We start from the raw sequence: 19,929 nt of genomic DNA, 5'->3' as shown, positions 1-19,929 counted from the left end.
GCTACGACATGGCCGACGCCGTCGCCACCCTCACCCTCGACCGGCCCGAGTCGATGAACTCGCTCACGGCCGAACTCAAGGCCGCGCTGCTGGAGGCGGTGGGAAGGGCGGCGGCCGACACCGAGGTCAGAGCGGTCCTGCTCACCGGCTCGGGCCGGGCCTTCTGCGCGGGCCAGGACCTGCGCGAGCACGCCGACAACCTGGCGGCGGGCCGCGGGCTGGCCAACACCGTGCGCGAGCACTACAACCCCGTCGTCGAGCTGATCGCGACCATGCCCAAGCCGGTCGTGGCGGCGGTCAACGGCGTCGCGGCCGGTGCGGGCGCGGCCCTGGCGTTCGCCTGCGACCTGCGGGTCGCCTCCGACCGGGCCAAGTTCGCGCTGGCGTTCGCGGGCATCGGCCTCGCGCCCGACTCCGGCGCGTCCTGGACGCTCCAGCGGCTGGTCGGCCGGGGCCGGGCCACCGAGCTGATGTTGCTCGGCGAGCCGCTCGACGCGGCCCGAGCTCTCGAACTCGGCCTGGTCACGCGCGTGGTCCCCGCCGACGACCTGCTGAAGACCGCCCACGAGCTGGCCGTACGCCTGGCCGCCGGCCCGACCGCGGCCTACGCCGCCACCAAGCGCGCGCTGGCCCACGCCGCCACCCACTCGCTGACCGACTCCCTCGCGCTGGAGGCCGACCTCCAGGACGCGTGCGTGGCCACCCAGGACCATCAGGACGCCACCCGCGCCTTCCTGGCCAAGGAACGGCCGGTGTTCCGGGGGCGTTGAGCGGCGTGCCGGACTTCGACGCACTGCGCGCGACCGCGACGACGCTGCTCACGGGCGGCGTGTTCGACGACCCGGCACGTGCCGCCCCGGTGCGCAGGCTGGGCAGGCGGGCCACGTCCCTGCTGGCCGGCATGGCGCCCGGCGGGCTCTGGGACGACCTGCCGCCCGAGGGCGGGCCCGGCAACGTCACGGGTTGTCACCAGCGGCTGCGGCTGGTCACCACCGCCTGGGCCACGCCCGGGACCGTCCAGCACGCCGACGACGCCGTGCTGCTGCTGGCGCAGGGGGCTCCGGAGGCGTACCGGAGGCGGTTCAGGGAGCTGGCCAAGGGGTGGATCGAGCGGTGTTCCGCGCGTCCGTACCTGGCCCACGCGGACGTGCCGGCGACCCGGCGGGCCGTGGACGTGCTGGGCGATCCGGGTGTGGCGGCCGCGCCGGGTCCCGTCGGGCACTTCGTGTTCCCCGACATGGACCGGGTGGTCCACCGGCGTCCCGGCTGGTCGTACGCGATCGGCATGTCGTCGCGGCGGGTGGCGGCGTACGAGGCCATCAACGGGGAGAACCCGCACGGCTGGTACACCGGCGACGGCATGACCTACCTCTACACCGGCGATCCCGGCCAGTTCGGGCACGACTTCTGGCCGACCGTGGACCCGTACCGGCTGCCGGGGACGACGGTGGACACCCGCGAGCGCGCGGACCTGCACATGGTCGCCCGCCGCCCGGACAACGCGTGGGCCGGCGGCGCGACGCTGGCGGGCCGGTACGGCGCCGCCTCCATGGAGGTGATCGGCGACGGCGTGCCGACACGGGCCCGCAAGTCGTGGTTCTGCCTGGACGCGGCCGTGGTCGCCCTGGGCAGCGGCATCCGCGGCTCCGGCGGGCACACCGTCGAGACCGTGCTGGAGAACCGGGCCACCGAGGCCGAGCCGTTCCTCGCCGACGGGTGGGCGCATCTGGAGGGGACCGGCGGTTACGTGTTCGAGGGCACGCCGCTGAGCCTCACGGAGAGGCGTACGGGCCGGTGGCACGACATCAACTCCGGGGACGACACCGGCGGCGCCCTGGAGCCCGTCTCACGGCGTTACGTGACGATCTGGTACGACCACGGCATCGACCCGGCCGACGCCGCGTACGCGTACGTGCTGCTGCCCGGCGCCTCGCGCGAGCGCACCCGCGCCTTCCACCGGGATCGGCCGGTGGCGGTGCTGGCCAACACGCCGCTGGTGCAGGCCGTACGGGCGGGCGGACTGTGGGCGGCCACGTTCTGGGCGGCCGGTACGGCCGGCGTGCTGACCGCCGACGCGCCCTGCGTGGCCCTGGTACGGCGGCGCGGCACGCGCATCGACGTCGCCGTGGCCGATCCGGGCAGGACGGTGGAGGCCGTGACGCTGACACTCGGCCTGCCGGCCCACGGCGTGCTGCGGGCCGACGACACCGTCACCGTCACGCCCGGCGCGCGCCCGCGGGTCACCGTCAAGCTGGGCGGGTCGGCCGGGCGTACGCACGCGGCGGCGCTCAGCGGGCCAGGCAGCCCTCGATATGGTCGTTGACCAGGCCGATGGCCTGCATCAGCGCGTACGCGGTGGTCGGGCCGACGAACTTGAACCCGTGTTTCTTCAGCTCCTTGGCCAGGGCCTTGGAGCCGGGGGTGATCGCGGGCACGTCGGCCATCGTCCTCGGCACCGGCGCGTCGGGGTCGGCGAAGCGCCACACCAGCTCCGACAGGCCCTCGGGCAGGGCGAGCGCGGCCCTGGCGTTGCCGATCGCGGCCTCGATCTTGGCCCGGTTGCGCACGATCCCGGCGTCGCCGAGCCGCCGTTCGACGTCGTGCTCGGTGTAGTCGGCGACCTTCACGATCGAGAAGCCGTCGAAGGCTGCGCGGAAGTTCTCCCGCTTGCGCAGGATCGTCAGCCACGACAGGCCCGACTGGAACGCCTCCAGCGCCACGCGCTCGAAGACCTCGTCGTCGCCCTTGAGCGGACGGCCCCACTCCTCGTCGTGGTAGGTGATGTACATCGGGTCGGCCATGCCCGGCCAGGTGCACCGGATGAGTTCGGTCACGGCCGCTCGTCCCCGTCCTTGGCCGGGGTGGCGTGCACGGACTCGTCCTTTTCCTTGGCCTGCTTTTCCTGGTCTTCCGGTTCTTCGGCGGCCTTGTCGTCCTCCGGCAGGCGCCACTCCGGCTCCTCGGACGGGTCGCGCAGCTCGGGCTCGGCCTCCCACACCACCGACTCGCCGCTCGACGTGACCGGGTCTCCGGTCTCGGGCAGCTCTCTCGGCGTGGTGGGCGCCTCCGGCTCGTGGTCGGTGCGCAGCCCGGCGCCCGCCGCGGCGTAGATCTCCTGCCGCGCGTGCAGCCTGCTGGACAGCAGCTCCGACACCCGCTGCTCCAGCACGGCGATCCTGGTGTCGCGGGCGCTGATGGCGTTCGCGGCCCGGCGCAGGGTCTCGTCGACGCTCTGCGTGTGGTAGCCGACCAGGTTGACCGGCAGTTGGAGCGCCATGAAGTCGACGGCCGTGAGCTGACCGGCCTCGGGCAGGTCGAGCGGCGGCACGTCGGGCGGGAACTCGGTCAGCTCCCCGCCTCTGCCGAGGGAGACCAGGACCACGCAGGCCAGGATGGCGATCGCGGCGATGGCGAGTATGACCAGCACATTGGCATCGTACTCATATGGTGGAGCACGTTCAGCGATCTACCACAAGTGTGCCCAATCCGGGGCGTGCTGGTCAGCCGGTGGCCTCGCCCAGTTCGGCGATGCTCGGGCGTACGGGCTGGGGACGTGCTTCGAGGTGGGCGAACGCCTCCTCGACCGTGGTCGTCCAGGAGATGGCGTCGAAGACGTCGGCCCGGGTGAAACCCTCGGCGTGCATGCCGGTGACGAGTTGCCTGAGCGGTTCGTACAGGCCCCAGGGGTCGAGGATCACCAAGGGGCGGTCGTGGATGCCGAGCACCCGCGCCGTCCAGATCTCGAACAGCTCCTCCAGGGTGCCGATGCCGCCGGGCAGCACGAGGAAGGCGTCGGAGCGGGCGTCCATGACGCCCTTGCGCTCGCGCATCCCGGCGGTGACGATCAGCTCGTCGGAGTCGTTGTCGGCCACCTCGATGTCCACCAGCACCTGCGGGATCACACCGATCGTGAACCCGCCGGCCGCGCGGGCGGCGGCGGTGACCGCGCCCATGCACGAGACCGTGGCGCCGCCGCTCACCAGCGTGTGGCCACGCCTGGCGAGCTCGGCGCCCACCTCCCGGGCCAGGTCGACGTACTTCCTGTCGATGCGGAGGCTGGAGGCGCAGAAGACGCAGATGTTCACGGGCCGACAGCTTATTGGGGCTCGGCGGTCTGGGCGGCGGCGGCCTCCAGCTCCTCCTCCCGCTGCCGGGAACGGGCCCGGTCGGACTCGACGATGATCCGCACGGCCTCGTCGGGGTCGTCGGTGACCGAGATCAGGTCGAGGTCCTGGGGGGCGATCTTGCCGGTGCCGAGCAGGGTGCTCTTGATCCAGTCGAGCAGGCCGCTCCAGAACTCCGAGCCCATCAGCACGACCGGGAACGAGGTGACCTTGTGGGTCTGGACCAGCGTCAGCGCCTCGAAGAGCTCGTCGAGCGTGCCGAAGCCGCCGGGGAGCGCGATGAAGCCGCGCGAGTACTTCACGAACATCGTCTTGCGCACGAAGAAGTAGCGGAACTCGATGCCGAGGTCGACGTAGTCGTTCATGCGCTGCTCGAAGGGCAGCTCGATGCCGAGCCCGACCGACACCGCGCCCTCGACCTCGACGGCGCCCCGGTTGGCTGCCTCCATCACGCCGGGACCGCCGCCGGTGATCACCGCGTAGCCGGACTCGGCCAGCGCCCGGCCGAGTCGCCGGCCCATCTGGTACTCGGGGGTGCCCTCGGGGGTGCGGGCCGAGCCGAAGACCGTGATCGCCGCGGGCAGCTCGGCGAGCTGGCCGAACCCCTCCACGAACTCGGCCTGGATGCGCAGCACCCGCCACGGGTCCATGTGCACCCAGTCGGAGGGCCCCTGCCGGTCGAGCAGCCGCTGATCGTGGGTCGAGCTGGGCACGAGACTGCCGCGGACGACCGCCTGCCCCTGACGGCGTTCGGCTCGTTGCTTCTGTTCCATGGTGGTCACGCTAGTCCTCTCCGTACGCGGCCCGACGCGCCGCTCCCGCCCCCGGCCGCTGCCCCCGAGGCACCTGCTTCGAGGATGAACGCCCAGGTCGAAGGCCGGATGAAGCCCTCGAAAAAAACTTGGGAAAAGCAGGGAACCGAATTTCGACCCCCCTGCGTCTAACTGCCGAGGGTGCTGCTCGGGACTGAAAGTGGCTTTCCCCGCCAAATGGCCGGCGAGGAAAGCCACTTTCATATTGTGAGCCAGTCCAGCAGGGCCCGCTCGCTCTCCACGATTTTCGGCAGCGACACGTACTCGCCCTGCTGGTGTGCCAGGTTCGGGTCTCCGGGGCCGTAGTTCACGGCCGGGACGCCGAGCGCGGAGAAGCGGGAGACGTCCGTCCAGCCCAGTTTGGCCCTCGGGGTGCCGCCGACGGCGGCGGTGAAGGCGGCGGCCACGGGATGCGTCAGGCCCGGCCTGGCCCCCGGCGCCGCGTCGAGGAAGCTCACCTCGTAGCCCTCGAACACCTCGCGTACGTGCCGCTCGGCCTGCTCGATCGTCAGGTCGGGGGCGAAGCGGTAGTTGACCGTGACCACGCACTCGTCCGGGATCACGTTGCCGGCCACGCCGCCGCGCACCGCGACCGCGTTGAGCCCTTCGTGGTACTCGAGGCCGTCCACCACCGGCAGGCGTGCCTCGTAGGCGTTCAGCCTGGCCAGCACCGGCTCGATGCCGTGGACGGCGTTGACGCCGAACCACGACCTGGCGCTGTGGGCGCGCTTGCCGGTCACGGTGACGTCGGCGCGCAGGGTGCCCTGGCAGCCGCCCTCGATCACGCCGTCGGTCGGCTCCATCAGCACCGCGAAGTCGGCCGCCAGCCACTCGGGGTGGTCCCTGGCGACCCTGGTCAGGCCGTTGCGCTCGGCCTCGATCTCCTCGCAGTCGTAGAAGACGTACGTCACGTCCCGGTTCGGGGCCGGGACGGTGGCCGCCAGCCGCAGCGCGACCGCCACGCCCGCCTTCATGTCGGAGGTGCCGCAACCGTAGAGCAGGTCGCCCTCCACCCGGCTGGGCAGGTTGGCGGCGACCGGGACCGTGTCGAGGTGGCCCGCGATCAGCACCCGCTCGGCGCGGCCGAGGCCGGTGCGGGCGACGACGGTCTCGCCGGACCGGTCCACCTTCAGGTGCGGCAGGGCGGTGAGCGCCTGCTCGACCGCGTCGGCCAGGGCCTTCTCGCCGCCGCTCACCGACTCGATGTCCACGATCGCGGCGGTCAGCGCGCGTACGTCCTGCGTCAGGTCCAGCATCAGGTGTTCACCCCATGTTCGCGCAGCACCTCGTTGAGTGCCGCCTTGTCGTGCCGCTGCTCCGGCTCCAGGCGCTTGATCACCAGCACGCACGGCAGTCCGAACGTGCCCCCGGGGAACTCCTTCTGCCGCGTGCCGCCGACCGCCACGCACCAGTCGGGCACCCTTCCCCGGGCCAGTTCCTCGCCCGTCCGCACGTCGATCACCGGGATCGTGCCGGACAGGATCGTGCCCGCCCCGATCACCGCGCCCCGGCCCACCCGGGCGCCCTCGACGATCATCGAACGGCTGCCGATGAACGCGTCGTCCTCCACCACGACCGGCACCGCGCCGGGCGGCTCCAGGCCGACGCCGATGCCCACGCCGCCGGACAGGTGCACGTTCTTGCCGATCTGGGCGCAGGAGCCGACCGTGGCCCATGTGTCGACCATGGTCCCCGAGTCCACGTACGCGCCGATGTTCGTGAACGACGGCATCAGCACCACGCCCGGCGCCAGGTAGGAACCCCAGCGGGCGATGGCGCCCGGCACCACGCGAACCCCGTCGAAGGAGGTCTTCAGCGGCACCCGGTCGTGGTGCTGGAAGTCGCCCACCTGGGAACGTGCCATTCCCAGCAGCCGGAAGCTGAGCAGGATCGCCCGTTTGGCCCGCTCGTCCACCACGACCTCGCCGCCGACGACACGCGCGACCCGCACCTCGCCCCTGTCCAGCAGGTCGACCGCGCCGACCACCTGGATACGGGCCTCCACGTCGGCCGGGGACAGCTCCGCGCGTCGTTCCCACAGCTCGTCCACCACCGGGGACATCACGTGACTCATGGCCCCGGAGCTTATCCGGCCGGGTAGGTTCTTCAGGGTGCGCCTGCGCTTCTCCCGTGGAGTCATCACCATCGCGATCATCGTCGTGGTCCTCGCCGTCGGTGTCTCCGTGGGGCTCTACCTCCTGCTCAAGCGGGCGAAGCCGCTGGTTCTCCCGGAGGCCTACTGCGCGCTGCGCACGCCCGAGGGCGCCCTGTCCCTCGATCCGGAGCAGGCGCAGATCTCCGCCACGATCGCCGCCGTCGCGGCCCGCCGCCGCCTGCCCGAGCGGGCCGTGGTGATCGCGTACGGCACCGCGTTGCAGGAGTCGAAGCTGCGCAACCTCGACTGGGGCGACCGCGACTCGGTGGGCGTGTTCCAGCAGCGCGAGTCGCAGGGCTGGGGGCGCAAGAAACAGCTCATGGACCCGGTCTACGCCACCAACAAGTTCTTCGCCGCGCTGGTCAAGGTCAAGAACTACCGCAAGCTGCCGCTGGCCGAGGCCGCCCAGGCGGTGCAGCGCTCGGCGGGCGGTTACGCGTACGCGCAGCACGAGCAGGACGCCAAGATCCTGGCCGCCGCCTTCACCGGCCGCGTCCCGAAGGCCGTCGACTGCTGGTATCCGCCGGGCAAGCAGACGCCCGAGCCGCAGGCCAGGACCGCCGAGGCGCGCAAGCAGCTCGCCAGGGCGCTCGGCGACACGACGATCACCACGAAGAAGCGGGGCTGGCTGGTGGCGTCCTGGTCGGTGGCGCATGCGGAGAAGTTCCGCCTGCGCCGTGTCGGCTACAGCGGCGCGACCTGGGTCAACGCGGTCGACGCGGACGGCTGGAAGAAGGCCGGCCAGGCCGGCGACGCGGAGGTCGAGCTGTCGTAGGGGCGGGCGTCAGGTCGCACGGGTGACGATGGTGATGGAGCCCGGCGGCAGCGGCTGGGCGTAGCTGGCGCTCCAGGTGTGGCCCTGGATGCGTTCGAAGGAGAGCAGGCGCCCGTCGGAGGCGTGGTAGTCGGCGAAGTCGAGCAGCCCGCGCTCGGGGGTGTCGGTCTCGCCCTCGCTCCTGAAGGCGGCGGTGCCCCGCTGGATGGGGAAGAACTCGACGCCTTCCATGATCAGCATGCTCTTCGCCGGGACCATGCCCTGTGCGGGCACCTCGGTCCACAGGAGCACCTCCAGGTGGGACGCCTCACCGGCGGCCCTGCCCTCGCGCACCTCGACCGAGAGCCACAGGCGGCGGCGGGCGACGTCGCGCAGCAGGTACTCGATCCACTGCTGGCCCTGCCAGGAGACGAACATCGCGCCGAGCACACGGTAGGGAGTGCCGTGGACCTCGATCCGGTCGCCGACCTGGATGGTGCGAGGGTCGGCGTAGTCGGTGCCGGCATGCCCGGGAGCGTCGACCGGCGCCGGCAGCGGGGTCTCGACCGGAGCGGTCTCGACCGGCACCGGCGGCGGCGGCGCGCTCGCCCGGCCCCTCCTGTCCTGCCGCATGGTGGCCAGGAACGCCCCCAGCAGCAACAGGACGGTGGCGATGCTCAGCCCGAGTACGACCATGGAGGTCATGCTCATCGATCAGCTCGCTCCACTCGCGGTCTGTCTCGGCAGACGCCTTTATCAATTTGTTCGTGCGTTACGACGGGCGATCCTACTGGAGGCGGCGCACCGCCGCACTGATGCGTTCGTCGGTGGCGGTGACGGCTACGCGGATGTGCCGTTCACCAGCTGATCCGTAGAAGTCTCCCGGCGCAACCAAAATGCCGATTTCGGAGAGCTTACTCACTTGATCCCAGGCGTTCTGCCCATTCGACGCCCATAGGTACAGACCGGCCGTCGAGTGGTCGATGGTCCACCCGGCCCGCTCCAGCGCGGGACGCAGGACGGCGCGGCGCGCGGAGTACAGCTCGCGCTGGCGTTCGGCGTGCGTGTCGTCGCCGAGCGCGACCGCCATCGCGTCCTGGACCGGCTTCGGCATGATCATGCCGGCGTGCTTGCGCGTCTCCAGCAGCCGCTTGACCAGGACGGGGTCACCCGTCACGAACCCGGCCCGGTAGCCGGCCAGGTTGGAGCGCTTGGAGAGCGAGTGGACGGCGAGCAGCCCCTCGTGGGAGCCCCCGCAGACGTCGGGATGGAGGATGGAGACCGGCTGCTCTTCCCAGCCGAGCTCGATGTAGCACTCGTCGGAGGCCACGACCGTGCCGCGCTCGCGGGCCCAGGCGACCACCTTGCGCAGGTGCTCGGCGGGCAGCACGCGGCCCGTCGGGTTGCCCGGGGAGTTGATCCACAGCAGGTCGACGTGTTCGGGACCGACCGACAGGGTGCTGTCGGAGGCGGTCGCGGTCGCGCCGGCCAGCCTGGCGCCCACGTCGTAGGTGGGATAGGCCAGCTCGGGGAAGACCACGCGCCCGGCGCCGAGGTAGGTGGGCAGCCAGGCGACGAACTCCTTGGAGCCGATCAGCGGGAGCACGTCCCGCTGGTCGACGGTGACGCCGTGGCGGCGTCGCAGCCAGCCCGCGGCGGCCTCGCGCAGGGCGTTCGTGCCGTGGGTCAGCGGGTAGCCGGGGCTGTCGGCGGCCTGCCTGAGCGCCTGCTGGACGGCCTCGGGCACCGGATCGACGGGCGTGCCGACCGAGAGGTCGACGATGCCGTCGGGATGCGCCAGGGCACGTTCCTTGTACGGTTCGAGGCGGTCCCAGGGGAAGTCGGGCAGCTTGTTCACGGTTCTCCAGGGTCGCTCGTGGCCGTACACGCCTGACGTGGACACGTGCGGACGGGGTCCGTCCGGTGTGGACGGCCCCCGGCGCACGTGTCGTACGCGACTCGCTAGTGGTCCTCACCCTGCGGCGGCAGTGCGGCCACCACCGGGTGGTCCTTCTCGATCTTGCCGACCTTCGAGGCGCCTCCGGGCGAGCCGAGGTCCTCGAAGAAGTCCACGTTCGCCTTGTAGAAGTCCTTCCACTGCTCGGGAAGGTCGTCCTCGTAGAAGATGGCCTCGACGGGGCACACAGGCTCGCACGCGCCGCAGTCCACGCACTCGTCGGGGTGGATGTAAAGCATGCGCTCGCCCTCGTAGATGCAATCGACGGGGCACTCCTCGATGCACGCCTTGTCCAGGACGTCCACGCAAGGCTGCGCGATGACGTAGGTCACCTCGAGCTCCTTTTTCTCCGCACCATGGCATGACACTGACCGCGGTTTGCTACGTCCTAGTATTGCCGTGCTTGCCAGCTGGCCGAAACGGAGGGTGGCAAACTCATGGCCGCACGCCTCGTCATCGCGATCACAACTCAGGACATAGGCACACGGATTACCACTCGAAGACGCGTATCTGAGGGCTTTCGGGACGCCGTCGGAGTGCTCGAAGCCTGGCAGGACGGCGTGTTGCGCGTCCGCAAGCGGGACGGCACGCTGGTGGAGATCGACGAGAGAACGCTGGTCGCGGCCAAGGTCGTTCCGGTCGCGCCTCCTCGACCTCGGCCGATGTAACGGTAAGTATTCATTGTGTGACCGTACGTACCTGCGCCGCCGCAGCAGCCATTCTCGCCAGCGCCGGATGCGGCGCGTCCACTTCCCAGTCCACGTCCGACGAGGCCAAGAGCCTGCCGCCGCTCAACGTCCGGGCCGCCTCGCTGAAGCAGGGCTTCGGGACCATGGGCCGCCTCACCGAGGCCGCCAAGCACGAGGGCCAGCTCAACGTGATCGCCCTGCCGCACGACTGGGTGAACTACGGCGAGATCATCGAGACCTTCTCCAACAAGTACGACATCAAGGTCAACGAGCTGGAGCCGAACGCGAGCAGCAAACGCGAACTCGACGCCGCCGACCAGCTCAAGCCGGACGTGTTCGATCTCACTCTCGACATGGCCGTGTACGGGGCCGGCGACTTCGCGCCGTACAAGGTGACGGGCTGGCAGGACCTGCCCGACGACGTCAAGGACCCCAAGGGCGCCTGGTACGGCGCCTACGGCAGCTACATGTCGATCGGCTACGACCCGCGCGAGGTCAAGGCCCCGGCCTCCTTCGCCGACCTGCTCAAGCCCGGCTACCGCGTCGCGCTGGACGGCGACCCGCTGCGCTCGGCGGCGGCGTTCGGCGGGGTGATGGCCGCGTCCATGAAGGGCGGCTCCGCGCCGGACGCCAGGCAGGGGGTCGACCTGTTCGCCAAGCTCAAGCAGGCCGGGCAGCTCACCGAGCCGGCCAAGGCCAACGTGATCATCGACTGGGACCACCTGAATGCGTCCCGCAGCGCCGACCACAACGACTCCTGGGAGGTGACGATCCCGCGCGACGCGTCGTTCGGGGGCTATCACGTCCAGGCGATCAGCAAGTCCGCCCCGCACCCGGCCACCGCGCGGCTGTGGCAGGAGTTCCTGTTCTCCGACGAGGGCCAGAACCTGCTCCAGAAGGGCTACGCCCGCCCGGCGCGCGGCGAGGCCATGCTCATGAAGGGCAAGCTCGACACCGAGCAGGCCGCCCGGTTGCCCAAGGCCGCCGGGCCTCCCGTGCTCATGACGATCCCGCAGACGGACGCCGCGAAGGCGTACCTCAAGCGGGAATGGAGCAAGAGTGTGGGATGAGTCCGTTGTGACTTGATATGTCGTAGGGACGATCAGGCTCTAAAGTGAACGGACAGCACGGCCACGGGGGCCCGATGTCTGACGAATGTGAGCTGATCGTCTTGCGATACGACGCACCGAGCTTGGAGCGGTGGAACAGTCGCGCCTACGACAGCAGTTTCGGGTACGTCTCCACCCAGGGCGCGCCGCTGGTCGACCTGCTCGACCCGCAGCCCGGGGAGCGCGTGCTCGACCTCGGGTGCGGCACCGGGGTGCTGACCGCGCAGATCGCCTTCAGGGGCGCGGACGTCCTGGGCATCGACGGCTCGGCCGCCATGATCGAGAAGGCGCTGGCCCAGTACCCGGGCATCGACTTCATCATCGGCGACGGGCACGACTTCACCGTGGTCGACCCGTACGACGCCGTCTTCTCCAACGCGGCCCTGCACTGGATGAGCCGCGATCCCGCCGCCGTGATCGCCAGCGTCCGCGAGGCGCTGAAGCCGGGCGGCCGGTTCGTCGCCGAGATGGGCGGCGCGGGCAACTGCGCGGAGCTGACCGCCGCGATGCTGACCGCCTGGCGCGAGTACGGCCTGCGCGAGCCCGACCTGCCCTGGTACTTCCCCACGCCCGCCGAGTACGCGCGCCGGCTGGAGCGGGAGGGTTTCGTGGTCCGGCTGCTGGAGTACTTCGACCGGCCGACCCCCCTCGACGAGTCCCCCGGCGGGGCCGCCGACTGGGTGCGCATGTTCGCCCCGTCCGTGCTCGAAGGACTGCCGCCGGAGATCGTGGAACCCCTGCTCGGACGGGTCAACGAACTGGCCGCACCCGCGCTGCGCAGGGAGACGGGGTGGATGGCCGACTACGTGCGTCTACGCTTTGCCGCTGTTCGGCGCTGATGCGTAGTGCATGATGCGTAGGGCTGTTTTGCCGGACTATGGTCTGTTCCGTGGGCGGCGAGATGTTGGCTGCACCGCTTCGGCGGCGTGAGGGGCTGGTGAACGGAACGGGATGAACTTCTGCCTGAGCGACCTCGTTCCACCCTTGAGGTGGAGCGACGCGTCGACGATCACGCTACTGACCGGGCAACCGGATCTGCCGGACGCGTGGTGGCGAAGCCTGCCCATGCCGCTGGTGCTCGCGGCCATCGGCCCGGAGTCGCTGGGCGAGCTGCTGACGGAGATCACGCTGGAGCAGTGGCCGGCCGCCGCCGTCGGTGATGTCCTGCCGGCGCTGCACGTCCTGGACCCGGACGAGGCCGACGAACCCGCCGTCGCCATCGCGCTCGACCGTGCCGGGTCGTGGGCCGGGCTGCTGTCGCTGACCGGGCGGGAGCTGGTGGACCAGCCGTTCATCCAGGCTCGGCCGGTGCTCAACACGCTGTTCTCGGCGGTTCTCGTACGGCTCGCGCATCCGCACGCGGCTGCCCGGCACGTCGAGGCCCACCACCACGAGGCCGCCGTCCCGGAGTCTCAGGTGTCCGGCGGCGCGGCTTCCGAGCAGGCGGCCGCCGAATCCGTCGCCCCCGAGCCCGCGCGCTACGACGCCGAGCCCCAGGAGCCCGCCTCGCGGGACGCCGCCCTTGAGGACGCCTCCCAGGAGGCTGCCCTTGAGAACGGCGCCCTTGAGGACGGCGAGCCTCAGGACGGCGCCTCGCAGGAGGGCGCGTTCCAGGAGGGCGTGGCCGAGGAGGAGTCCGCGGGGCGCGAGGACGAGCCGGTGCTCGACGCTGATGTGGAGCCGGTCGTCGAGGAGGGGCTGCCGTCCGAGCCCGACATCGTGCTCGACGACGCCGCCGAGCCCGCGCCCGAGCCCGCCGCCGAGGAGGCGTCCGCGCTGGAGGCCGAGGGTGTCGGCCAGGAGCCGGAGCCCGTGGCCCCCGCGTTCGCGGAGGCCCCTGAGGCCCCCGAGGCCCCTGAGGTCGCGGAGGCCGGGGAGCCGACCAACCCGGACGAGCACGACGAACCCGCCGTACCGGGCGAACCCGCCCACCCCGCCGGCGCCTTCGCGTCGGCCGGGCACGCCTTCGGGGCGGCCAACGCCTTCGAGGCGGCCCAGCAGGCCGAATCCGCCCAAAAGGCCGAGGCGTCCGAGCAAGACGAACCCGCCGAGGCGTCCGAGCCCGCCGAGCGGGAGCACGCCGAGGCCGGTCCGCACGGTGAGCAGGCCGAGCAGTCCGAACAGGACGAGCAGCCTGAGCAGTCCGAGCAGGAGTTGCCTGAGTTGATCGAGGCCGCGTTCGCCGGGCTCGACGACAAGAGCTGGGCCGTGGCGCAGAACCGGATCTTCACCGACGAGCCCTCCGCGATCGACCAGCTCGCCAAGCTGTTCGCCGTCCCCCCTGCCGACATCTCCGCCACCGAGCACGACCTCCGCCTCCGCCTCGACCAGTGGCTGGGCAGCGAGAAGGCCGCGCCGTACCGCGCCCACCTGGACGAGCTGCGCAGGACGCTCGGCCCGGCCGCCCCCAAGGAGCAGCTGATCGGCGCGGCCGACTGGCACGCCACGGAGATCCGCGCGCTGGAGGTCCCGGCCTGGCAGTTCGTGCTGGCGACCATGCCCGCCCAGCCCCGGGCGGCCCAGCCGCCGGCGGAGTTCCAGCAGCCGCACTCGGCGTTCGGGGCGGTGCCGCAGCCGCCCCCGCCGCCACCCGGACCACCACCCGGGCCGCCGCAGTTCCAGGCGTTCACGCCGGCCACGCCGGCGCCCGAGGAGGCCAACGGCGGGTCGGAGCAGAACAAGCCGTACCAGCCGCTCAAGGACGTCTCCCAGACCAGGCGCTGCTTCCGCCAGCCGGACGGACGATGGTGGTTGCGGATCGACGTGACCGCCGAGCAGCTGGCCGGCGGCGAGTGCGCCCTGCCGACGGGCTTCGCGGCCTACCTGGGCCTCTCGCCGGGCGAGAGCAGGGCGGTCAGGAGCGCCGCGGGCGAGCTGACCATGACCTGGCACGGCAGGCCGGTGCTGGAGTCCATCGAACGCCTGCTCGTGGACGTCGGCGCCAAGGAGGGCGGCCACCTGTTCCTCACCCTGTCGGACGAGGGCGTGTTGCGGGCCCGCCACCTGCCGGTCGCCGCGCAGAACGCCGAGAGCATCACCAAGGCGCTGCGCCTGGTCGGCTACACGGCGCCGGGCGGCACCCGGGACCAGGCGGCCAGGGTGATCGCGACCAGGATCGGCCTGACCGGCCCGGTCGGCCTGCCGGATCTGCTCACCAGGCTCCGCGAACGCGGCGACCGCGACCTGCTCGCCCTCTTGGACTGACCGCCCGTGCCGCGGCTCGCGATCGGCCCTGAGTTTCCCGGGGAACTCGGCGCACTGGCTCAGCCGGTGCGCAGGGACGCCGTGGTCGCGCTGCGCCGGTTCCTGCTGAACGTGTCCGGCGGCCCGCACCCCGAGCGGGTACGGGGCGGCCGGGACGGCAGGGTCGCCACGTTGCGCCTGGCCGATGGCCATCGCGGCGTGGTGGTGCGGCAGCACGACGTCTACTGGCTGCTGTCCGTACGCCCCGACCCCGAGGCCTGGTCGTACGCCCAGCGCCACCGGTACGGCGTCAACCCCGTGCTCGGCGTCGTCGAGGAGTGGGACGCCGAGACGCTGGAACGGGTCGAGCCCGCGTTACGGAGGTCGGCCCGCCCGTCGCGGCTGTTCGACCCGATCTGCGACGGCGACCTGCTCGCGCTCGGCATCGACGTGCACGCGCTCCCCCTGGTCAGGCTCATCTCGACCGAGGCCGACGTGGCCGCGCTCGAACCGCTGCTGCCGCCCACCCAGCACACGCCGCTGGCCGTGCTGGCCAGGGGCGGCACGCTGTCGGAGGCGTGGCGCGAGCTGGACGCCTGGCGGGCCAGGGACGACGAGCCCGGCGCGATCGACCCCGACGACCTGCACGCGGCGCTGCTGCGCAGCCCGGACCGCGCGGTGTTCGCCGCCGACAAGGTGGAGCTCGACCGGGTGCTGGGCGCCCCGGACTGGTGCACGTTCCTGCATCCGACGCAGCACCGGCTGGCCAGGGCGGGACGCTACGAGCAGCCGGTGCTGGTCGTGGGCGGCGCGGGCACCGGCAAGTCGGTCATCGCCCTGCACCGGGCGGCCCACCTGGCGGCGCGGGGCAGCGGCCCGGTGTTGCTGGTGACGTTCTCGCAGAGTCTGGCCGAGGAGCTGTCCAACCGCCTGGACGTGCTGATCGCCGACGAGAGCGTACGCAAGCGGGTCGAGGTGGACAACGCCGAACGCCTGGCCGTACGGATCGTGACCGACGCGGAGGGACGCCGTCCGGCCCTGGTCGGCCCGGGGGCCCGGTCGCTGGCCCAGCTCACCGACGAGGCGATCAGGCTGCTGTCGATCACGACCGGCGACCTGCTGGACGACGTGGAGCCGGGACGCAAGCCGTACCGTCACATCGTGGTGGACGAGGCGCAGGACATCAGCCCGGCGCAGTGGCGGCTGCTGCGGGCGGCGGCGCCGCACGCGCACGACGACCTGTTCGTGGTGGGCGACCCGCACCAGCGGGTGACCGACACGCGGGTGGCGCTCGGCGCCGTGGGCATCCCGGCGGTCCGGCACGACCTGCGGATCTCCTACCGGCTGCCGCAGGAGGTCCTGTCCTTCGTGATCCGCCTGCGCGGCGGCGGCCCGGCGAACGGCCTGGTCAGAGGCGTGGCCGAGATGTACGGCTTCCGCGCCACGCACAACGGCCGGCGTCCGGTGGTCAGGGCGTACGACACGCCCGAGTCGGAGCTGGCCGGCCTGCGCGCCACGGTCGGCGCGTGGCTCGCGGAGGGCGTGCCCGAGGGCGAGATCGCCGTCGGGGCGCGCACTCCCGCGCTGGCCCGCGCCGCCAGGGAGGCGCTGGACGGGCTGGACGTGCGTGTGGCGACCTTCCAGCACCTCAAGGGGCTGGAGTTCGAACGGGTGGCGGACGGCGGGCGGGCGGAGGGCGTGGTGCCCGGACCGCTGCCCGAGGAGCCCGCCGCGCGGGCTCGGGCGCTGCAACGCGAGCGGAGCATATTGTTCGTCGCCTGTACACGGGCCCGATCCATGCTCTATATCTCGCATTCCGGAAGGGGAAGCCCATTTCTGTCCCCCTGATCACATAGTCTGAACTGCGGATATCTTCCCTTTGCCGGTTGGACCTCAATGAACCTCAGCCTGAGCGACCTCGCGCCACCCCTGCGCTGGACCTCCCCTGGTCAGATCGCGCCGATCGTGGAGGAGCCACAGCTGCCCGAGGCCTGGTGGCAGGCGATCCCCCTCGACCGCGCGTGCGCGATCGTCGGGACGCAGACCGTGGCGGGACATCTGGCCGACCTGGCCGTGGCCTGCTGGGGACACCTGCTGCTCGGCGACATCCTTCCGCTGCTGCGTTTCTCCGACCCCGCCGAGGCCGAGCGCACGCCGGAGACGCTGGGCAAGGACGTGGTGCAGAAGCTGTTCGCCGGTGTGTTCGAGCGGCTGCTCGAACCGGCGCCCACCGCCGTGCCCGTCCCTGCGCGGCCGGACAAGCCCCTGCCCGAGCTGATCGACGCGGTGTTCGCGGCCCTGGACGAGCGGCAGCGGGCGATCGCCCGCGACCGGCTCTACGCGGCGCAGCGCGCCACGCTCGACGAGCTGGCGCAGCGCTTCTCGGTCACCCGCGAGCGGATCAGGCAGATCGAGCGGGACCTGCGCGACCACGTGGAGGCGTGGCTGGGCTCGCCGGAGGCGGCGCCGCTGGTGGCGCACGTGTCGTGGCTGCGCGGCAGGCTGGGCTCCGCGGTTCCGGCCGACGACCTCGCGGCCGCCGTCCCGTGGCACCGCGGCGAGCTGCGCACGCTGGGCATCCCCGTGTGGAGGTTCGTGCGTACGCTGCTCAGCGGCTACGAGCAGGCCGACGGCTGGCTGGTCTCCGGCGGGGCCGACGAGCTGAGGGAGAAGACGCGGCAACTGTTCACCGACGGGCCGCGTCCGCTCGACGAGGCGGTGACCATGGTGGCCCAGCTCGGCGTGCGTGAGGACGTCGCCGAGCGGTGGATCCTGGCCGTGCCGCAGCTTCGTGTGCTCGGCCGGCACGTGGTGCCCTGGCCACGCAGCATCAACGAGAAGGCCGAGGCCGTGCTGGCGGTGGCGGGCACCCCGCTGGCGCCCGAGGAGATCCAGGAACGCATCGGCGAGGACTACAGCCTGGTCGGCATCCGCAACCAGCTCACCGCCGACGAGCGCTTCCGCCGGGTGGACCGGAACAAGTACGGGCTGACCAGGTGGGGCGGCGACGAGTACCTGGGCATCAGGGAGATGATCGCCAGGGAGATCGAGCGGGCCGGCGGCGAGGCCTCGGTGAGCACGATCGTGACGAACCTGACCTCCCGCTACGACGTGAGCGAGAGCTCGGTGCGCGCCTACTCGGGCGGCCCCGGGTTCGAGCGCACGCAGCGGGGCTGGATCAGGGTGGCCGGCACGTCGCCGACCGGCGAGTCGGAGCCGTACCAGCCGCGCAAGGACGTCTCGGAGACGCGGCGCAGCTTCCGCTCCCGCGACGGCCGCTGGTGGCACCGGGTGGACGTCAACGCCGAGCACCTGCGCGGGTCGGGCTCGCCCCTGCCGACCGGGTTCGCCGCCTATCTGGGGATGGCTCCCGGCGGGTCGCTGACCGCCTCGACGCCGTCGGGCGACGTGGTGATCAGCTGGCACAACCAGCCGACCATGGGGTCGATCCGCAACGTGCTGGCCGACTTCAAGGCGAGCGAGGGCGACCACGTGTTCCTGACCGTCTCCGACGGCGGCGAGCTGCTGACCCGCTACCTGCCCGCGGCCGCCGTGGCTATGCCGCCGCTGAACCGGGCCCTCTACCTGATCGGCTACACCGCTCCCGTGCACTCCGAGATGGAGGGGCTGCGGCTGATCGGGGCCCGCATCGGGATGCCCGACACGGCCGCGCGCGAGGACGTGCTGGCCAGGCTCCGCGAGCGCGGGGACAGGGACATCCTCGGTTTCCTGGGCGGGTGAGAGCTAGGCTCGGGTGATGTTGCGGATCTACGACACGCGGGCCGGGCGGATCGAGGAGTTCCCAGGTGGGCGGGCGGTGCGCGTGTACACGTGCGGGCCGGCCGTCCGCCGCCGGGCCCACGTGGGCGACCTGCGGACGTACGTGTTGTCCGACCTCATCAGGCGGGTCCTGGAGCGGCGGCGGACGCGGGTCGTGGTCTGCCGGAACCTCATCGACGCCGACTCCGGCTCCGGCGGCCCGGACCGCGGTCACGAGGACGTCTTCAGGGACGACTCGGCCGCGCTCAACCTCCGGCCGCCGGAGCACACGCCGCGCGCGGGCGAGCCGGCCGGCCTGACGATCGAGCTGATCGCCAAGCTGGTCGAACGCGGGCACGCGTACGCGGCTCCGGACGGTTCGGTGTACTTCGACGTACGGACGTTCCCGGCGTACGGGGAGATCTCCGGCAAACGTCTGGACGAGCTCGAACCCGCCGATCCGCACGGGCGTTTCCATGCCGACTGGGCCATGTGGCGGCCCGCCGACGGTGAGCCGGGCCTGGATGCGCCCTGGGGACGGGGGCTTCCCGGCCCGCACGTCGAGTGCTCGGCCCTGTCGCTGCGTTTCCTCGGCGAGCGCGTCGACCTCCACGTCGGCTCGGCCGACCTGCTCTTCCCGCAGCACGAGGAGGAGCGCGCCCAGTCCGACGCGGCGACCGGCCACGAGGTGGTACGGCACTGGGTGCACGGCGGGCGCGTGCTGTTCGACGGGCACGAGATGGCCGGGTCCGCAGGGGATGCGGGGGCCGCGGTGCCGCTGTCCGACGTGGCCGCGGCCGGGCTCGACCCGCTGGCGGTGCGGCTGGCGTTCCTCGAACACCACTACCGGCAGCCGCTCGACCTCACCTGGGACACCCTGCGGGCCGCCGACCGGACGGTCCGGCGGTGGCGGGCGCGGGTGGCCGAGTGGTCGGAGTCGCCCAGCGCGCCCATGGCCTCCTCGTACGCCGAACGCGTCGAGGCGGCCTTCGACGACGACCTGGACACCCCGGCGGCGCTGCGGATCCTGCGGGAGCTGGAGGAGGACGAGTCGGTGGCGGCGGGGTCGAAGTTCGAGACGTTCCTGCACCTGGACCAGGTGCTGGCGCTCGACCTGTCCACGGAGATCGGCAAGCCTCGGGTGCTGCCCGCCGGGGCCGGGGAGCTGCTGGACCGGCGGGCCCGCGCGCGGGAGACGAGCGACTGGGCGGCGGCCGACCGGCTGCGGGACGAGCTCGCGGAGCTGGGGGTCACCGTCACCGACACCCCCGAGGGGCAGAGCTGGGCCCTGTGATCCGGCCCGCGTAGCCGCGGCGATCCTCCACCCTGGCCCTCCGACCACCTGAAAAGGCCGGAGCAGTAAGTCAGGGCTGCCAGACTTGTTCCA

General features: G+C 71.9%; 19 protein-coding genes. 10 read left to right on the top strand and 9 right to left on the bottom strand.

What is annotated here, in order from left to right:
• The first annotated feature begins 8 nt into the window (after positions 1-8).
• Positions 9-770 carry an enoyl-CoA hydratase-related protein gene (locus tag DMB42_RS21630; protein WP_125636888.1) on the top strand — a complete coding sequence of 254 codons (762 nt, stop codon included), beginning with the start codon at positions 9-11 and terminating at the stop codon, positions 768-770.
• 5 nt (positions 771-775) lie between these two features.
• On the top strand, positions 776-2,323 hold the full coding sequence (locus DMB42_RS21625; protein WP_221762270.1) for a polysaccharide lyase family 8 super-sandwich domain-containing protein: 1,548 nt from the start codon (positions 776-778) through the stop codon (positions 2,321-2,323).
• Here DMB42_RS21625 and DMB42_RS21620 read toward each other — a convergent pair.
• From DMB42_RS21620 to DMB42_RS21595, 6 genes are all read right to left on the bottom strand, one after another.
• A complete protein-coding gene (locus DMB42_RS21620) occupies positions 2,289-2,801 on the bottom strand; it encodes a DNA-3-methyladenine glycosylase I (protein ID WP_312024752.1) in 513 nt (170 codons plus the stop codon). The genes DMB42_RS21625 and DMB42_RS21620 overlap by 35 nt on opposite strands.
• 29 nt (positions 2,802-2,830) lie before the next feature.
• The gene (locus tag DMB42_RS21615) at positions 2,831-3,427 is read right to left on the bottom strand and encodes a hypothetical protein (RefSeq protein ID WP_125636769.1); all 597 of its coding nucleotides are present in this window, start codon (positions 3,425-3,427) and stop codon (positions 2,831-2,833) included.
• A 73-nt stretch (positions 3,428-3,500) separates the two neighbouring features.
• On the bottom strand, positions 3,501-4,085 hold the full coding sequence (locus DMB42_RS21610) for a TIGR00730 family Rossman fold protein (protein WP_125636768.1): 585 nt from the start codon (positions 4,083-4,085) through the stop codon (positions 3,501-3,503).
• Between the two features lie 11 nt (positions 4,086-4,096).
• On the bottom strand, positions 4,097-4,897 hold the full coding sequence (locus DMB42_RS21605; RefSeq protein ID WP_125636767.1) for a TIGR00730 family Rossman fold protein: 801 nt from the start codon (positions 4,895-4,897) through the stop codon (positions 4,097-4,099).
• Between the two features lie 239 nt (positions 4,898-5,136).
• Complete coding sequence (gene dapE, locus DMB42_RS21600; protein ID WP_125636766.1) at positions 5,137-6,192, bottom strand: succinyl-diaminopimelate desuccinylase; 1,056 nt, start codon at positions 6,190-6,192, stop codon at positions 5,137-5,139.
• Positions 6,192-7,010, bottom strand: a complete 819-nt coding sequence (locus DMB42_RS21595; protein WP_125636765.1) for a 2,3,4,5-tetrahydropyridine-2,6-dicarboxylate N-succinyltransferase — start codon at positions 7,008-7,010, stop codon at positions 6,192-6,194. Before DMB42_RS21595 ends, dapE begins: the two co-directional genes overlap by 1 nt.
• Here DMB42_RS21595 and DMB42_RS21590 point away from each other — a divergent pair.
• Positions 7,009-7,866: a hypothetical protein gene (locus tag DMB42_RS21590; RefSeq protein ID WP_260477836.1), complete on the top strand. Its 858-nt coding sequence runs from the start codon at positions 7,009-7,011 to the stop codon at positions 7,864-7,866. The genes DMB42_RS21595 and DMB42_RS21590 overlap by 2 nt on opposite strands.
• Positions 7,867-7,875: 9 nt before the next feature.
• Here the strand turns inward: DMB42_RS21590 and DMB42_RS21585 are convergent, their stop codons facing one another.
• The 3 genes from DMB42_RS21585 to fdxA form a co-directional block, all read right to left on the bottom strand.
• On the bottom strand, positions 7,876-8,556 hold the full coding sequence (locus tag DMB42_RS21585; protein ID WP_229824844.1) for a DUF4178 domain-containing protein: 681 nt from the start codon (positions 8,554-8,556) through the stop codon (positions 7,876-7,878).
• Positions 8,557-8,632: 76 nt separating this feature from the next.
• Positions 8,633-9,703, bottom strand: coding sequence for a succinyldiaminopimelate transaminase (gene dapC, locus DMB42_RS21580; RefSeq protein ID WP_125636764.1), 1,071 nt, complete (start codon positions 9,701-9,703; stop codon positions 8,633-8,635).
• Between the two features lie 104 nt (positions 9,704-9,807).
• Positions 9,808-10,134, bottom strand: coding sequence for a ferredoxin (gene fdxA, locus DMB42_RS21575; protein ID WP_106240826.1), 327 nt, complete (start codon positions 10,132-10,134; stop codon positions 9,808-9,810).
• 204 nt (positions 10,135-10,338) lie between these two features.
• Here fdxA and DMB42_RS55080 point away from each other — a divergent pair, with 204 nt between their 5' ends.
• From DMB42_RS55080 to DMB42_RS21540, 7 genes are all read left to right on the top strand, one after another.
• Positions 10,339-10,470: a hypothetical protein gene (locus DMB42_RS55080; protein ID WP_260477835.1), complete on the top strand. Its 132-nt coding sequence runs from the start codon at positions 10,339-10,341 to the stop codon at positions 10,468-10,470.
• A gap of 17 nt (positions 10,471-10,487) precedes the next feature.
• Positions 10,488-11,561 (top strand): ABC transporter substrate-binding protein, encoded by a 1,074-nt coding sequence (locus tag DMB42_RS21565; RefSeq protein ID WP_260477834.1) that lies wholly within the window; start codon positions 10,488-10,490, stop codon positions 11,559-11,561.
• A gap of 101 nt (positions 11,562-11,662) precedes the next feature.
• Entirely contained in the window at positions 11,663-12,439 is a 777-nt protein-coding gene (locus DMB42_RS21560) for a class I SAM-dependent methyltransferase (RefSeq protein WP_125636762.1), read from the top strand.
• A 226-nt stretch (positions 12,440-12,665) separates the two neighbouring features.
• The gene (locus DMB42_RS21555; protein WP_125636761.1) at positions 12,666-14,804 is read left to right on the top strand and encodes a hypothetical protein; all 2,139 of its coding nucleotides are present in this window, start codon (positions 12,666-12,668) and stop codon (positions 14,802-14,804) included.
• Between the two features lie 66 nt (positions 14,805-14,870).
• Entirely contained in the window at positions 14,871-16,631 is a 1,761-nt protein-coding gene (locus DMB42_RS21550) for a UvrD-helicase domain-containing protein (protein ID WP_260477833.1), read from the top strand.
• Positions 16,632-16,679: 48 nt separating this feature from the next.
• On the top strand, positions 16,680-18,524 hold the full coding sequence (locus tag DMB42_RS21545) for a sigma factor-like helix-turn-helix DNA-binding protein (protein WP_125636759.1): 1,845 nt from the start codon (positions 16,680-16,682) through the stop codon (positions 18,522-18,524).
• Between the two features lie 16 nt (positions 18,525-18,540).
• Positions 18,541-19,836 carry a cysteine--tRNA ligase gene (locus tag DMB42_RS21540; RefSeq protein WP_125636758.1) on the top strand — a complete coding sequence of 432 codons (1,296 nt, stop codon included), beginning with the start codon at positions 18,541-18,543 and terminating at the stop codon, positions 19,834-19,836.
• Positions 19,837-19,929: the final 93 nt, after the last annotated feature.

Source organism: Nonomuraea sp. WAC 01424, from assembly GCF_003947315.1.
GTDB classification, from domain to species: domain Bacteria; phylum Actinomycetota; class Actinomycetes; order Streptosporangiales; family Streptosporangiaceae; genus Nonomuraea; species Nonomuraea spiralis.
Note: the sequence above shows the minus strand (reverse complement) of the source record. Positions and strands in the feature narration are given on the sequence as shown.

Coding starts and splice junctions, on each gene's coding strand:
- DMB42_RS21630 (WP_125636888.1), top strand. CDS start 9: ATGGCCGACGCCGTCGCCACCCTCACCCTCGACCGGCCCGAGTCGATG.
- DMB42_RS21620 (WP_312024752.1), bottom strand. CDS start 2,801: ATGGCCGACCCGATGTACATCACCTACCACGACGAGGAGTGGGGCCGT.
- DMB42_RS21605 (WP_125636767.1), bottom strand. CDS start 4,897: ATGGAACAGAAGCAACGAGCCGAACGCCGTCAGGGGCAGGCGGTCGTC.
- dapE (WP_125636766.1), bottom strand. CDS start 6,192: ATGCTGGACCTGACGCAGGACGTACGCGCGCTGACCGCCGCGATCGTG.
- DMB42_RS21590 (WP_260477836.1), top strand. CDS start 7,009: ATGGCCCCGGAGCTTATCCGGCCGGGTAGGTTCTTCAGGGTGCGCCTG.
- DMB42_RS21595 (WP_125636765.1), bottom strand. CDS start 7,010: ATGAGTCACGTGATGTCCCCGGTGGTGGACGAGCTGTGGGAACGACGC.
- DMB42_RS21585 (WP_229824844.1), bottom strand. CDS start 8,556: ATGAGCATGACCTCCATGGTCGTACTCGGGCTGAGCATCGCCACCGTC.
- DMB42_RS21555 (WP_125636761.1), top strand. CDS start 12,666: ATGCCGCTGGTGCTCGCGGCCATCGGCCCGGAGTCGCTGGGCGAGCTG.
- DMB42_RS21545 (WP_125636759.1), top strand. CDS start 16,680: ATGAACCTCAGCCTGAGCGACCTCGCGCCACCCCTGCGCTGGACCTCC.
- DMB42_RS21540 (WP_125636758.1), top strand. CDS start 18,541: ATGTTGCGGATCTACGACACGCGGGCCGGGCGGATCGAGGAGTTCCCA.